This window comes from Campylobacter sp. RM9333 (genome assembly GCF_020137705.1).
Taxonomy (GTDB): Bacteria; Campylobacterota; Campylobacteria; order Campylobacterales; family Campylobacteraceae; genus Campylobacter_E.
The window spans coordinates 45,117-59,500 of record NZ_JACGAY010000009.1; the positions used below are offsets into that span (position 1 = coordinate 45,117).

Consider the following 14,384-nt stretch of genomic DNA (forward strand, 5'->3'; position numbering starts at 1 on the left):
TTTAAATAAAAAATATAATTAAGTTTGTGCTAAATCAATATATATTTTTAATACTAAAATATAAAAATTACGCTTTTTTAAAGAAATTAATATTGAATTGTTATTAGTTTTTAATAGCAAAATTAGAAATTTAAATTCCTAATCTTTAACTAAGCCTTTTTTTAAATCCCTTATTAAAAATCTAGCAGGATGAAGTGCGTGTTCGTATCTTTTAAACATTCCACTAGGTGTGTTGTTAAAATAACTAGCAATTAATCTTGCAGATGTTATCGCACTAGATAAACCCCTTGAACCATGAGCTGTATTTATAAAAATCCTACTTCTTGGAGAATTTACTTGCGGTTTATGTTTATCAAATTGTAAAGATTTATAAAGATTTTTATATTTTTCTTCATTAAAATAAGCTCCAACAATAGGAAATCTATCTGAAGAATAACTTCTATAACCAACCCTATTACCTATTACCAAATCACTAAAATCAGCTTTAAAAATTTCTTTAAAATTATTTATATTAATATCATCATACTCTCTACTTGCTTCAGCAATTAAGTTTCTATCATAAGTAGCACCTAATAAAATAATCCCATCTTTTGCTCCAGTTATATAAGCTTTTGAGCTAATTGGGTGCTTATATTTAATTTTGTTTTTTAGCCAAGTTGCCTGACCTCTTACTACTGATAATGGTAAATTACTAAAGATTTCTTTAGAATATGCACCACTAGCAAATATTACAGCATCAAAAATCATAGTCTTATTATCAAAATCAAGCTCAACTCTATCATAAAATTCTCTAAAACTATTTAGTTTATAATTTAAAAATATCCTAGTATTAGATTTTGCAAAAATTTTAGGAACTAATTTACAGGGTTCTAATGTCCCACCATCTTTTAAATATGCAAAATCAAAATGTAATTTAATTAATGGATTATCCTTTTGTAGTTTAAATCTTTCTCTTAATTCATCAGTATATGCGTGCTCTAATATCCCTTCTAGGTTATAGCCTAATTTTTTATAAAATTTTGAGCTATGCCAAAACGAAAACTGACTAAATTCTCCTAACAAACTTGATGGATTTTGAATTAATGCTGTTAATAACCCTATTTTATTTCCACTTCCTTCGTTTGCTAAAGTATGGCTTTGCTCAAATACACTAATAGTTTTACCTAACTTTGATAGTTCATAAGCTATTGTAGCGCCTGCAATACCACCACCAATAATTGCTATATTATTAACTTCTAAATAATTTTTATGAAAATATCCTTCTATATCATCTTGCAAATCTTTATGTTTTAATATAGCAAGAGTGCTTTCTCTTTTTATTCCCAAATTAATATCGTGTATTTCAAATCCTAATTCAATTAAAGATTTTTTAAAATCAGAATTTGAACTATAACTAACCAATTTACCAGTTAATTTTAATAGCTTTTTGACATATTTTAAAGTCTCTTTAGAAAACATTTCTTTATTTTTATTAGGAGAAAAACCATCAGCATATACAACATCAGCTAAAAAATCTAAATCTTTTAAAGCAATATTTACATCTTGAAATACTAAGTCAAGAACAACACCATCAAATTCTATTCTATAAATTCCATCTTTACAAGGTGGGTAATCATTAATAAAATTATTATTTAACTCTATACCAAATTTATTACAAAAATATCTTATATCATCAATACTTTGGTAATAATTTTCAATCGCTACATAATGGAGTTTTATGCCTAAATCAATAGCTCTTTTTGCACTTAAAAAGAAATTTAAACCCAATCCAAAACCAAGTTCTAAAATAGTTAATTTATTAAATGCGTTACTAAAAGCATTATCTATATAAATTCCATTTCTTTCTTTTAAAGGTTCTTTTATGTTGTAATAAAAATCATCAAAATCTAAAGAAAAAATCTCATCATTTTTTAAAATCCAATTCGCCTTTTTCATAAAACTTCCTTATTTGTTTTTAACAAAATAACTCTCAATTCCATTTACAATACCATTTACCAAATAATCCTGATAAGCACTATCTGCGATATTTTTACCTTCAATAGGATGTGATATATAGCCAACTTCAATCAAAACAGCAGGCATTAAAGCACCAACTAAAACCCAAAAAGGAGCTTCTTTTACGCCACCATCTCGCTTTAAATATCCCTTAGGTATATTATTTAAAATACCACCTTGTATATCAATAGCTAACTTATTAGATGAAATAATTTTTTCTCTATTTAAAAAATTCAAAAAAGTTTGTTTAGAAAAATAATTCATCTCTTCAATATCACTTTTATTTTCTATTGCAGCTGCGTTTTTACTTCTTTCGCTTCTAGCTGGAGAGAGAAAATATGTCTCAATTCCATATATTTTATCAAATTTTGTCTTATCCCCGATAGAATTTGCGTGAATACTTATAAATAAATCACTTTTTTTATCATTTGCCATTTTAGTTCTATCTCTTAGATTTATATAAACATCTTTTTTTCTTGTTAAAAATACTTTATACCCTTTGTTTTTTAGAGCTTTTTCTAATTTTAGAACTATTGATAGAGTAATGTTTTTCTCATATCTGCCAAAAGCAGTTGCACCTACATCTTTTCCACCATGACCTGCGTCTAAAGTAATTAATAAATTTGATTTTTTAAATCCAACTTCAACTTTTTCACTAATCTCATCAGTGCTTACTTCTAAAGAATTATTATTTATATTAAAAAATATTTTTTTAGTATTCTTAGAGTATAAAACCACTCTTACCTTTTTAGGATTAAATTGTAAAACACTAATAGAGTATGTTTTAAAATCATAATTTTTCCTACCACCATTTAAAACTGCGTCAAATTCTAAAATTTGATTGTTGTTATAGCTAAAAGTTTTAATATCATCATTTGATAAAGAGTTGTTTAAAGTCAATAAAACCCCATTATCTTTTTTAACGGCTTTTGTAATTGTTATAGGTTTTTTGCTTTTATCATTTGCAATATTATTTGCAGCATTATCATTACTATCTAGCTTCGTATTTATATTACTTTCTTGTTTGTTTTTATCGTTAGTAGTAGCGTTTTTTGCATTATTATTTACTTTAGTATTATTATCTAATTCTTTTTTATCTTCAACTAAAGATTTTTTTATTTGAGTAGTATTTTCTTGCTTATTTTGCTCTTGCAAATTACCATCTATAGTAATGAGTAAAACATTATTATCAATCTTATAATCTAATTTCAAATCAGATTTTGACCTTAAGACAAATCTTACTTTTTCCGGATTGAATTGAACTAAACTTACTTCATAATTTTTATCTATGAAATTTTGTTTTCCTATATCTAAAGCAGCATTAAATTCCAATATTTTATTTTTTAATTCTTTTGTATTATAGATAATACTTTTTATATTATTATCAAAATCTCCTTTTAATGATATTTCTATTGTATTATTTGCCTTATTAATTTTAGTTATATAAGTTTTTTTTACTTCTTCTTGTTTTGTTTCTGGCTTATTTTGACTATTTATATTTTTAGAATTTAAAGTATTTGTTGTAGTTTTAGTATTTTGTGTTTTGGTATTTTGAGTATTAATTGATTTTTGCTCTTTAGCTATATCTTTAGTCTTTTTTGCATCAGTATTATTTATATTATTAAATGAAATCTTATTAGGATTAATACCTAAATCTTGTAATTCTTTTTGATATGTAGATGAATCAAGTTTTAATGTTTTTGAACTTAAAATAATTCTTTTTAAAACTTCTTTTTTGGTATCAATATCATCAGAAATTATACTTTTAATATATATAGTTTTTAATCTCTGATGAATTGCTAATTGTTCTGTTTTGCTAGATAATAAAAAACTCTTATCAAAATTAACAAATTCTTCATTTAAACTACTAGCAAACAAAACAACGCTTAGTAATAATAGTAAGATTTTATTCATCTTCACCATTAACTAATTTTTCAATCAACTCTTTAACACTAATTAACTTATTTAATCTATATCCATTAGCACCTGTAAAAAATAATCCACTTTCCTTTTTTCCACTATAAGCATCATAAAGTCTTTCGGCAATACAATATCCTACCTTTTTAGCACCCCTACCACGCTCACATGGTGCAACACAATTTGCTATACAAGAAATTTTAGGAGCAGTGCCTTCTTCTATCATTTTTTGAAGGTTTGTTCTAATACCACGAGCAGGATAGCCAACAGGACTTTTTAGCAATTCTATATCTTCTTTTTTAGCATCTAATAATACTTGTTTAAATTCAAGTGCAGCATCACATTCATAAGTTCCTATAAATCTTGTTCCCATTTGAACCCCATTTGCACCTAAACTAATAGCATTTAAAATGTCATTTTTATTCCAAATTCCACCAGCTGCAATTAAAGGAATATTATCTCCCCATTCATTAAGTTCAGCTCTTACTTCAGGAATTAATTTTTCTAATTGATAATTTGGGTCTATACATTGCTCGTATGTAAATCCTTGATGACCACCACTTAAAGGCCCTTCAAGAACAACTGCATCAGGTAATCTATCGTATCTTTGAGTCCATCTTTTACAAATTATTTTAAGTGCTTTTGCTGATGATACAATAGGAATTAATGCAACATCAGGAAAGTCTTTAGTAAATTCTGGCAAATTTGTAGGTAATCCTGCACCACTAATAATTGCATTAAAACCGACATTGCAAGCGTCTTTTACTATTCTTTCATATTCATTTGACGCATGCATTATATTACAGCCTAATGGTGAGTCATTGCAGATTTTTCTAGCATTAGTAATTACAGCATTAAGTCCTTTTGTAGAATAAAAATTCTCACTTCCATAAGGTTTGCCATTTAGCTCTTTGTTAATATGTGCTCTATTTTCATAAAACCCAGTTCCAACCGAACTAATAATACCTAAAGCTCCATTTAAACTAACATTACCAGCTAATTTATCCCAACTTATTCCAAGTCCCATACCTCCTTGAAATACCGGCACTTTTAATGTAAAATTTCTTATTTTTAATTCTGGTAAGCTCATTATTATCCTTTTATTATTACTTTTGCAAATTTTCTTTTTCCAACTTGAATTATAAATTCACCATTGCTTAATTTTAGTTGTTCATCGCTAATTTTTTCTCCATTAACACTTACAGAATTAGCTTTTATAGCTCTTCTTGCTTCACTGCCTGAACTTGCCAAATTAGTATCTTGCATTAGTTTTATAATCCATTGTTCTTCATTAAAATTAAACTCCGCAATATCACTTGGAATTTCATTTTTACTATGAATATTATCAAACTCATTTTTCGCATTAATTGCTAAATCTTTACCCCAAAATCTCTCAACTATTTCTAAAGCCAAATTTTCTTTAGCAACCTTTGGATGTAGAGTATTGTTTTTAATATTGTCAAAAATATCATTAATTTCTTTTGTTGTCTTAAAACTTAAAAGATTGTAATATTCCTTCATTAATTCATCACTTATACTAAGTAATTTTGCATACATAGAATTTGGTTCTTCACTAACTCCGATATAATTACCCAAACTTTTACTCATTTTATTAACACCATCAAGACCTACTAAAAGTGGTAACATTATAATACCTTGTTCTTTACCTGTATTATAAGTTCTTTGTAATGTTCTTCCCATTAATAAATTAAATTTTTGGTCAGTTCCACCCATTTCAATATCGCATTTTAATGCAACGCTATCATAACCTTGTAAAAGTGGGTATAAAAATTCGCTAATTGATATAGGGCTTTGTTCTTTAAATCTTTTCGTAAAATCATCTCTCTCAAGCATTCTAGCTACACTAAAAGTTGATGTAAGTTCAACTATGCCAACTGCTCCTAAAGCATTAAGCCAAGTTGAATTAAATTTTAATTCAGTTTTTTCTTTATCTAAAATTTTAAAAACTTGCTCTTCATAAGTTTTTGCATTTTTTAAAACTTCTTCCTTGCTTAATTGTTTTCTAGTAGCACTTTTACCTGTTGGATCACCTATTTGAGCAGTGAAATCTCCTATTAGGAATTGAACTATAGCACCATGATTTTGTAAAAATCTCATTTTGTTTAAAATAACACTATGACCTAAATGTAAATCAGGTGCAGTTGGATCAAACCCAGCTTTTACATAAAATACTTCGCCCTTTTCATAGTAATTTTTAATCAAATTCTTAATTTTTTCTAAATCAATAAATTCTGATACACCGCGTTCTAAATCATTATAAATTTCATTCAAATTCATCTTTATCCTTTATTCACTATAAGCGTCTTTTAATGATATAAACTCATAGATTTTACATTTTGTTTTGATTTTTTCTTTTGCTATTTCTATATTTTGATTATCAGGTACTTCAAAAACTATTTCAAAATACTCCAATAAACTATCAGCATTTTTTGTAATATTAATACTATTAACATTGATTTGTAGTTTTAGTAATTCTGTTAATAATGCTAATAATGTGCCTTTTTTATTCTCTAAAGAAAAAATCATTTTATAATTTTTAGGAGCATGCTTAGACCATTTAATTAGCACCATTTCTTCTTTAGAATCTTCCATTAATTTACTTGCTCTTTCACATAATTTATTATGAATTGTAACAGAATGATTATGTTTAAAAGCAACTATATCATCACCTCTTTTTGGGTTACAACAATAATCAAAATCCACATTATTTATTTTGTAGTTTGAATATACAACAAGATTTTCTATTCTTTGTTTTTTTAAATCATAATTTTTAACTAGCCAAATTCTTTTTGAATATTTTTTAAGACTATCTATAACCTTACTTAAAGTAATATTATCTGTAGTGCATTTTTTAACATTTTTTGATAGTTTTTCATTTGCAATCCAAGTATTTATTTTGTCTTCATCAGCACTAAAAATAGTTTGCAAAATTCTTAACCCAGCTTTTTGGTCTATACTTGAAATTCTTTGCTTGCAATGTGATTTAATCATAGCTTTGGCTCTAGCAGTAACTACACTATCAAGCCAAGAGCATCTTGGTTTTGCGTTATCATCTATCTCAATTCTTACAATATCCCCATTTTTAAGACTTGTAAGCAATGGAGATTTTACTCTGTTTATATAAGCATGACTTGCTTTAAGACCAATTTGTGAATGAACTTCAAAAGCAAAATCAAGAGCAGTCGAACCTCTAGGTAATGTAAAAATCTCTCCTTTTGGAGAATAAACCGCAATATCTTCAACATATAAACTATCTTTTGCGTATTCATAAAATGCTAAATCATTGTCTTTTTCTTCTAAAGAACTATTGGTTGCTATATCATTTACCCAATCAGCTTTATAGTCTTCTTTATCATTTTTATATTTCCAATGTGCTGCAATTCCAAGTTCTGCAGTTTCGTGCATTTTATATGTTCTAATTTGTGCTTCTATTATTGATTGCGCGTCAAATAAAGTAGTATGGATTGTTTGGTAACCATTTTGCTTAGGTAAGGCAATATAGTCTTTAAATCTTGAAGCAAGTGGATTGAAATGCACATGTAAAAGCCCTAAAACTATATAACAATCTTTAACATCTTTTACTAAAATTCTAATACCCAATAAATCAAGCACTTCTTCAATACTAACGCCTTTTCTTTGCATTTTTAAAAAAATAGAATATACATGTTTTATTCTTTTTTCTATTTTAAAATCTACATCTTCAATATATCCATTATCACGCATTAAATTAATTATTTTTTCAATAAAATCATTTAATGTTAATTGTAATTGCACATTATTTGCCTTTAAATAATCTGCTATTTCTTTAAATTCTACTGGCATTAAATATTTAAAACTTAAATCTTCTAAGTAATTTTTAATACTAGAAATTCCTAGCCTATGTGCAATTGGTGCATATACCATTAGAGTTTCTTCAGCTATTCTTTTTTGTTTTGCTTCTCTTAACGCATCAAGAGTTAGCATATTATGCAATCTATCACATAATTTAACAAGCAATACCCTACTATCTTCAATGCTAACCATTAGCATATTTCTAAAAGTCATTGCTGATTTTCTAAGTTTTTCGTTTGATTCTGAACTAGCTAAATTATCTCCCCTAATCTCAACTATTTTAGTCATACCTTCAACTAAAATACCCACAGAATGTCCGAACATTTTTACAAGTTCTTCCTGAGTGCATTCGGTATCTTCTACAACATCGTGCAAAAGTGCTGCTAAAATCATACTTTCATCTTTTGAAAAGAAAGCTACAAAACACGCAACTAAAATAGGATGAATAGAATAAGGTTCTCCACTTTTTCTAAATTGTCCTTCATGTGATTTTATACAAAAATCTAAAGCTTTTTCAAGCATAGGAGTGCTTGAAAAAAGTGAATACAATAATTCCCGTGCTTTATTTAAATCATTACAATGCTTAATGTCTTCTAATAATGTTTCAAAACTTAGAATATTTTTCATTTTTTTATTCGTTTATTACACCATCAAATATAATTTTTTCTTCAGCAACTTCTAACATTGCTATATCAGTAAATTTCATTTTTCCTTTTTCAACCTTTACTAAAGGTTCAGCACCATCGCTTAATTCTCTAGCTCTTTTAGCTACTATTAAAGATAGAATATATCTATCATTTCCTACTTTTTCTAATGCTTTTGCTGCTACTTGTTCAGTTCTCATTTTATTCCTTTTAATTAATTTTTTACGATTGAGCAATTGCTAAAATCATCTTTAATAATTTTTAAAATATTACCTTCTTCAAACATATTGCAAACTACTATTGGTAATTTATTATCCTTAGCAAGTGCTATTGCTGTATCATCCATTACCTTAATATCATCGCCCATAGCAAGTTCGTAACTTAATTCATTATATCTTTTTGCATCTTCAAATTTCATAGGGTCTTTATCATATACACCATTAACTTTTGTTGCTTTAATAATCATTTCAGCATTAATTTCAATAGCTCTTAAAACTGCTGCAGTATCGGTAGTAAAAAATGGATTACCTGTTCCTGCTGCAAAAATTACAACTCTACCTTTTTCTAAATGTCTTTGCGCTCTTCTCATAATATAAGTTTCGCAAAAAGCTTCCATTTGAATAGCACTCTGAACTCTTACACTAATTCCACAACCTTCTAACGCTTCTTGCATAGCAATTGAGTTTATCACGGTAGATAACATTCCCATATGATCGCCACTAACACGCTTAATTATCCCATCTTTAGCAGCACTAACTCCACGAATAATATTACCGCCACCGATAACAATTCCTACTTGAGTCCCAGCATCTACTAATTGTTTAATTTGTCCTGCAATAAACTTTAAAATATGAGTATCTATTCCAAAGCCTTGCTTTCCAGCCAAAGCTTCACCTGAAAACTTAATTAAAATTCTTTTAGCCATAATGATTTCTCCTTAATTGATAAACGCGATACTACAAAAAAATTTTTAACGCTTAAACTCAAGTAAGAATTTTTCAATCTGATATCTATCTCTATAAGCAGGGCTCATTAAATGAATTAAACAATCTCCTAAATCAAGAACACTCCAATCATCAGTGCATTCTTCATAATAAACTTTACTATTATGTTTTTTTAACAATTCTTTAATATCTTCAATTATTGCAAAAGATTGTTTAGTAGAAATCATAGTTGCAATAATTACTTCATCTACAAAATATTCACTTCCTTTAATATTAATCAACTCAACATTCTCTGCTTTTTTTTCATCTAAAAGCTTAATAATATCTTCATTTCTATTCATTACTTTCCTTTATAAAATTCTTTTACCTCATCTTTAATTTTAGGATTTACTTTTTCCAAAATCAAATTATTTCTTATAAAACTTGAAGAAATATCTTCATTTATTTCAAGTCTTAAATAATTATCTGGTATAAAAATATTATCCCTACTAGCTATAACAAAAACGACATTTTTAGATAATTCATCAAAATTATGCCATTTATGTAAAGTTTTTAAATGATCAGCCCCTATTATAAAATAAATTAAGCTAGAATTTAGTAAATTTTTAAAATACATAACACTCTTAAAACTGGGAACTGGCTCATTTTGAGATATTTCATAATCACTTATTAATAATTTATCACTTTCAACAAACACGCTCTTTAGCCATTTTAATCTAAGTTCTGGACTAGCATTAAAATTATTTTTAAATAAACTAATATATGTTGGCAATATTATTAATTTATCAATATCTAATGTATCTAAAGCTGCTTTTACTACTTTTTCATGACCTAAATGAACTGGGTCAAAACTACCACCAAAAATTGCTATTTTCAAAATCTCTTAACCTTTTTTTATTAGTATTATCTCAAATATTTTAAATAAAGGGTTAAAAATGGGAGTAAATGTAGCGATTAATGGATTTGGTAGGATTGGTAGATGTCTTAGTAGAATAATTATTAATGAAAACAAAATGAATTTAGTAGCAATAAATTGCTCGTGGGATATGAAAAGTATTAAATACCTTCTAAAATACGATAGTGTTCATGGGAATTTCAATCAAGAAATTGACAATGATGGAGAAGATATTTTAATAGTAGGAAATAAAAGAATTCAAATAATTAGAAGTAGAGAAATTGAAAATATTGATTTTGCTAAATATGGAGCTAGTTTAGTTTTTGAATGCACGGGAGCATTTTTAACACAAGAAAAAACTAAAGCATATTTAGATAATGGTATTAAACAAGTAATTATGTCAGCACCACCAAAAGATAATACACCTATGTTTGTAATGGATGTAAATCATACTAAATATAATGGCGAAGCTATTATTTCAAATGCAAGTTGCACAACAAACTGCCTTGCACCAATGGCAAAAGTTTTAGATGAAAATTTCGGTATTAAAAAAGCTTTAATGAATACAATTCACGCATATACAGCAACTCAAGAACTATGTGATACAAAATGCCCTAAAGACATTAGAAGGGGTCGCGCAGCAGCACTAAATCTAGTCCCATCAAGCACAGGTGCAGCAAAATCAATAGGTAAAGTTATACCTAACCTTTTAGGTAAAGTTGATGGTCAAAGTGTTAGAACTAGCTTAGCAAATGTATCAATGCTTGATTTAACTTTATTGTTAGATAAAAAAACTACAAAAGATGAAATAAATGAAACTTTTATAAAAGCAAGTAAAACAATGAATGAAATTCTAGCAATTGATTACGATTGCTGCGTTTCAAGTGATTTTTGCACTAGCACTTATGGATGTATATTTGTCCCTGATTTAACTCAAATAATTGATGAAGATTTTGTAAAAGTTCTAGCTTGGTATGATAATGAATACGGATATTCATATCAATTAAATAGATTAGCTCAATATATTAGCAAGGAGAAATAATATGCCTTTAATTTCCATAAAAGATGTAGATTTAGTAAATAAGTGTGTTTTTATTAGATGTGATTTTAATGTCCCACAAGATGAATTTGGAAACATTAGTGATGATAGAAGAATAAAATCTGCAATTCCAACTATTAAATATTGCCTTGACAATGATGCTAGAGTGATTCTTGCAAGTCATTTGGGTAGACCAAAAGAAATAAGTGATAAATATTCTTTAAAGCCAGTTGCAAAAAGATTATCAAAACTTCTTGGAACTGAAGTTATAATGGCAAACGATATAATCGGAGAAGACGCTCAAAATAAAGCTAAAAACTTAAAAAAAGGTGAAATTTTATTACTAGAGAATTTAAGATTTATAAAAGGTGAAACAAAAAACGATGAAGATTTGGCTAAGAATTTAGCTTCAATGTGTGATGTGTATTGTAATGATGCTTTTGGGGTTTGCCATAGAGCACATTCAAGTGTAGAAGCAATTACTAGATTTGCAAAAGAAATTTGCGCTGGGTTTTTATTGCAAAAAGAATTTAATTTCGCACAAGATTTATTAAAATCTCCTGCTAGACCTTTTGTTGCTGTTGTTGGTGGTAGTAAAGTTAGTGGAAAATTACAAGCTTTACACAATCTACTTCCTAAAGTTGATAAGATAATAATTGGTGGCGGAATGGCTTTTACTTTCCTTAAAGCAAACGGATTAAATATAGGAAATTCAATTGTAGAAGAAGAACTAATTGAAGATGCTAAACAAATTATGCAAACTGCAAAAGAACTAGGCGTTAAGTTATATTTACCTGTTGATGTTCTTGCTGCACAAAGCTTTTCAAATGATAGTGTAGTAAAGAAAGTAAGCGTTCAAGAAATACCAAATGGTTGGATGGGGCTTGATATTGGACCTGCTAGCTCAATTTTATTTAAAGAAATTTTAAGTGATGCTCAAACTATATGGTGGAATGGACCTATGGGGGTATTTGAGTTTGATAAATTCTCAAAAGGTAGCTTTAAAATGAGCCATTATATAAGCGATTCTTATGCTACTAGCGTTGCTGGTGGTGGAGACACTGCTGATGTTATTAATCGTGCAGGAGATGCTGATGATTTTAGTTTTATCTCTACTGGCGGTGGTGCTAGTTTAGAACTAATTGAAGGTAAGGAATTACCTGCTATAAAACCACTTATATTAAAGGAAGAATATTAATGATAATTGCCGCAAATTTTAAATGTAATCATACTAGAAAAGGTTTTGCTGAATACGCTAAAAAACTTAATGCTTATTTAAGATTTAGTGATTTTACTAATCTTGAAGTAATTGTCGCTCCAAGTGCAACTTCATTTATTGATAGTGAATTTAGTTTCATTCAAGCTGCCCAAAATATATATCCAACTCATAGTGGAGCTTTTACTGGAGAAATTGGACTAGATCATTTGCTAGAATTTGGAATTAAAACAATTATTTTAGGACATTGTGAAAGAAGAAATTTAGGCGAAACAGATGAATTTCTAGCAAAAAAATTTGAATTTTGCGCTGAAAATGATTTAAAAATTATTTATTGCATAGGAGAAGATTACTCTACTTACGAACAAAATAAAAGCATAGATTTTTTAAACAAACAACTAAATAAAATAGATTTACAATATGATAAACTAATATTAGCTTATGAGCCAATTTATAGTATTGGTAAAAGTGCTGCAAAATTAGAAGATATTGAAAATATTATGAGCTTTTTACGCTCAAAAACTAAGCAAAGTATTTTATATGGTGGTAGTGTAAATTCTAGCAATATCGCTGATATTAAAAGACTTTGTGATGGGGTTTTGGTAGGTGGAGCTAGTCTTAATGTAGATGGTTTTATAGACTTAATCAATGCTGCAATAAGAGGTTAATATGATAGGCCTAATCGGTGGGATGAGCTATGCTAGTACAATAACTTATTATAAATTAATAAATGAATTTAGCCAAGCTCATCACAATTCTTTATCTCGTGCAAAGATTTTAATATCAAGCGTAGATTTTGATGAGATTGAAGAACTTCAACACAATAACGAATGGCAAAAAGCAGGAGAATTATTAAATAAAGAAGCAAAAAGATTAGAAAAGGCTGGAGCAAACATAATTGCACTTTGTACAAATACTATGCATAAAATTGCAAATGATTTGCAAAAAGATTTAAAAGCTAGATTTATTCATATAGCCCATTCAAGCCTTAAAGAATTAAATCATAATAATATAAAAAATATTTTATTACTAGGCACTAAATACACTATGCAAGAAGACTTTTATAAAAAAGAGTTAAAAGGAATAAATGTAATTACCCCAAATAATAGTGATATAAATACTATTAATGATATTATTTTCAATGAACTTTGCTTTAATGTTATCAAACAAAATAGTAAAGAAACTTTCATAAATATTATAAATAAACATAATATTGAAGGAATTTTATTAGCTTGCACTGAAATTGCACTATTAATTAACGAAAATGATTTTAAAAATATAAAAGTCTTTGATACAACATATATTCATGCAAAAGATATATTTTTGCAGTCTTTAGAGTAAAATGACAAGAGTTGTAGTAAAACCAATAGATAAAAATAAATTTGAATTAGCTTTTGAATATAAATATGAAAGCAAAAATCAAACCATCATAATACCAAAGGGATTTGTTACAAATGGAGCAAATATACCTAGAATATTTTGGAGTTTCTTTCCACCAAATTCTCCAGAATACTTATCAGCAGTAGTAATTCATGATTTTTTATGTCTTCAAGCTAAAAAAAGTAAAAAATACCAAGACGCTGTTTTAGCTGATGAAATTTTTAAAGAAGCTCTTAGAACTTTGCAAGTGGCAAATTACAAAATTAAAATATTTTATTTTTCTTGTAAAATATATCATTTATATAAAAAATACTTAGGATTTTATAGGTAATAATATTTATTAAACTAAACATTATTAAACCATTTTAATACTTTATATTTTTATAATTTACATTCAAACCCAATAATCATTTGATATCTAAAACTATTTATATTCTTTTAAAGCTTTAACATTAAAAAAAGTTAAATTATTTAAAGTACTTGTTTGATTTTAACAAAAAAA

14 protein-coding genes are annotated in these 14,384 nt (G+C 27.3%); 5 read left to right on the plus strand and 9 right to left on the minus strand.

Features of this window, described 5'->3' with window-relative positions:
- Positions 1-138: 138 nt before the first annotated feature.
- The 9 genes from mnmC to nadD are packed head-to-tail and all read right to left on the minus strand — an operon-like array spanning position 139 to position 10,229.
- Positions 139-1,935 carry a bifunctional tRNA (5-methylaminomethyl-2-thiouridine)(34)-methyltransferase MnmD/FAD-dependent 5-carboxymethylaminomethyl-2-thiouridine(34) oxidoreductase MnmC gene (mnmC, locus tag AVBRAN9333_RS04835; protein WP_214117571.1) on the minus strand — a complete coding sequence of 599 codons (1,797 nt, stop codon included), beginning with the start codon at positions 1,933-1,935 and terminating at the stop codon, positions 139-141.
- A 9-nt stretch (positions 1,936-1,944) separates the two neighbouring features.
- Positions 1,945-3,909, minus strand: coding sequence for an N-acetylmuramoyl-L-alanine amidase family protein (locus tag AVBRAN9333_RS04840; protein ID WP_336609529.1), 1,965 nt, complete (start codon positions 3,907-3,909; stop codon positions 1,945-1,947).
- Complete coding sequence (locus AVBRAN9333_RS04845) at positions 3,902-5,002, minus strand: nitronate monooxygenase (RefSeq protein WP_214117573.1); 1,101 nt, start codon at positions 5,000-5,002, stop codon at positions 3,902-3,904. The genes AVBRAN9333_RS04840 and AVBRAN9333_RS04845 overlap by 8 nt, the downstream gene beginning before the upstream one ends.
- A 2-nt stretch (positions 5,003-5,004) precedes the next feature.
- Positions 5,005-6,210: a tyrosine--tRNA ligase gene (tyrS, locus tag AVBRAN9333_RS04850; RefSeq protein WP_214120370.1), complete on the minus strand. Its 1,206-nt coding sequence runs from the start codon at positions 6,208-6,210 to the stop codon at positions 5,005-5,007.
- 9 nt (positions 6,211-6,219) lie between these two features.
- Entirely contained in the window at positions 6,220-8,391 is a 2,172-nt protein-coding gene (locus AVBRAN9333_RS04855) for a RelA/SpoT family protein (RefSeq protein ID WP_214117575.1), read from the minus strand.
- Positions 8,392-8,395: 4 nt separating this feature from the next.
- Positions 8,396-8,608, minus strand: coding sequence for a DNA-directed RNA polymerase subunit omega (locus AVBRAN9333_RS04860; RefSeq protein ID WP_214117576.1), 213 nt, complete (start codon positions 8,606-8,608; stop codon positions 8,396-8,398).
- Positions 8,609-8,622: 14 nt separating this feature from the next.
- Positions 8,623-9,333 (minus strand): UMP kinase, encoded by a 711-nt coding sequence (gene pyrH, locus AVBRAN9333_RS04865; RefSeq protein WP_250325143.1) that lies wholly within the window; start codon positions 9,331-9,333, stop codon positions 8,623-8,625.
- A 45-nt stretch (positions 9,334-9,378) separates the two neighbouring features.
- Entirely contained in the window at positions 9,379-9,693 is a 315-nt protein-coding gene (gene rsfS, locus AVBRAN9333_RS04870; RefSeq protein ID WP_214117577.1) for a ribosome silencing factor, read from the minus strand.
- Positions 9,693-10,229 carry a nicotinate (nicotinamide) nucleotide adenylyltransferase gene (gene nadD / locus AVBRAN9333_RS04875; RefSeq protein WP_214117578.1) on the minus strand — a complete coding sequence of 179 codons (537 nt, stop codon included), beginning with the start codon at positions 10,227-10,229 and terminating at the stop codon, positions 9,693-9,695. The genes rsfS and nadD overlap by 1 nt, the downstream gene beginning before the upstream one ends.
- Positions 10,230-10,287: 58 nt before the next feature.
- Here nadD and gap point away from each other — a divergent pair, with 58 nt between their 5' ends.
- From gap to AVBRAN9333_RS04900, 5 genes are read left to right on the plus strand one after another with little or no spacing between them, the layout of a single operon-like run.
- The gene (gap, locus tag AVBRAN9333_RS04880) at positions 10,288-11,289 is read left to right on the plus strand and encodes a type I glyceraldehyde-3-phosphate dehydrogenase (protein WP_336609530.1); all 1,002 of its coding nucleotides are present in this window, start codon (positions 10,288-10,290) and stop codon (positions 11,287-11,289) included.
- A gap of 1 nt (position 11,290) precedes the next feature.
- Positions 11,291-12,484, plus strand: coding sequence for a phosphoglycerate kinase (locus AVBRAN9333_RS04885; protein ID WP_214117580.1), 1,194 nt, complete (start codon positions 11,291-11,293; stop codon positions 12,482-12,484).
- On the plus strand, positions 12,484-13,170 hold the full coding sequence (locus AVBRAN9333_RS04890; protein ID WP_214117581.1) for a triose-phosphate isomerase: 687 nt from the start codon (positions 12,484-12,486) through the stop codon (positions 13,168-13,170). Before AVBRAN9333_RS04885 ends, AVBRAN9333_RS04890 begins: the two co-directional genes overlap by 1 nt.
- A 1-nt stretch (position 13,171) precedes the next feature.
- Positions 13,172-13,843 (plus strand): aspartate/glutamate racemase family protein, encoded by a 672-nt coding sequence (locus AVBRAN9333_RS04895; RefSeq protein ID WP_214117582.1) that lies wholly within the window; start codon positions 13,172-13,174, stop codon positions 13,841-13,843.
- A 1-nt stretch (position 13,844) separates the two neighbouring features.
- Positions 13,845-14,213: a DUF1353 domain-containing protein gene (locus AVBRAN9333_RS04900; RefSeq protein WP_214117583.1), complete on the plus strand. Its 369-nt coding sequence runs from the start codon at positions 13,845-13,847 to the stop codon at positions 14,211-14,213.
- The last annotated feature ends 171 nt before the right edge of the window (positions 14,214-14,384 follow it).

Excerpts from the sequence above, each read along its gene's own strand:
- AVBRAN9333_RS04895 (WP_214117582.1), top strand. The coding sequence starts at position 13,172 with ATGATAGGCCTAATCGGTGGGATGAGCTATGCTAGTACAATAACTTAT.
- AVBRAN9333_RS04855 (WP_214117575.1), bottom strand. The coding sequence starts at position 8,391 with ATGAAAAATATTCTAAGTTTTGAAACATTATTAGAAGACATTAAGCAT.
- AVBRAN9333_RS04890 (WP_214117581.1), top strand. The coding sequence starts at position 12,484 with ATGATAATTGCCGCAAATTTTAAATGTAATCATACTAGAAAAGGTTTT.
- mnmC (WP_214117571.1), bottom strand. The coding sequence starts at position 1,935 with ATGAAAAAGGCGAATTGGATTTTAAAAAATGATGAGATTTTTTCTTTA.
- AVBRAN9333_RS04845 (WP_214117573.1), bottom strand. The coding sequence starts at position 5,002 with ATGAGCTTACCAGAATTAAAAATAAGAAATTTTACATTAAAAGTGCCG.
- tyrS (WP_214120370.1), bottom strand. The coding sequence starts at position 6,210 with ATGAATTTGAATGAAATTTATAATGATTTAGAACGCGGTGTATCAGAA.
- AVBRAN9333_RS04900 (WP_214117583.1), top strand. The coding sequence starts at position 13,845 with ATGACAAGAGTTGTAGTAAAACCAATAGATAAAAATAAATTTGAATTA.
- AVBRAN9333_RS04885 (WP_214117580.1), top strand. The coding sequence starts at position 11,291 with ATGCCTTTAATTTCCATAAAAGATGTAGATTTAGTAAATAAGTGTGTT.
- pyrH (WP_250325143.1), bottom strand. The coding sequence starts at position 9,333 with ATGGCTAAAAGAATTTTAATTAAGTTTTCAGGTGAAGCTTTGGCTGGA.
- gap (WP_336609530.1), top strand. The coding sequence starts at position 10,288 with ATGGGAGTAAATGTAGCGATTAATGGATTTGGTAGGATTGGTAGATGT.
- rsfS (WP_214117577.1), bottom strand. The coding sequence starts at position 9,693 with ATGAATAGAAATGAAGATATTATTAAGCTTTTAGATGAAAAAAAAGCA.
- AVBRAN9333_RS04840 (WP_336609529.1), bottom strand. The coding sequence starts at position 3,909 with ATGAATAAAATCTTACTATTATTACTAAGCGTTGTTTTGTTTGCTAGT.
- AVBRAN9333_RS04860 (WP_214117576.1), bottom strand. The coding sequence starts at position 8,608 with ATGAGAACTGAACAAGTAGCAGCAAAAGCATTAGAAAAAGTAGGAAAT.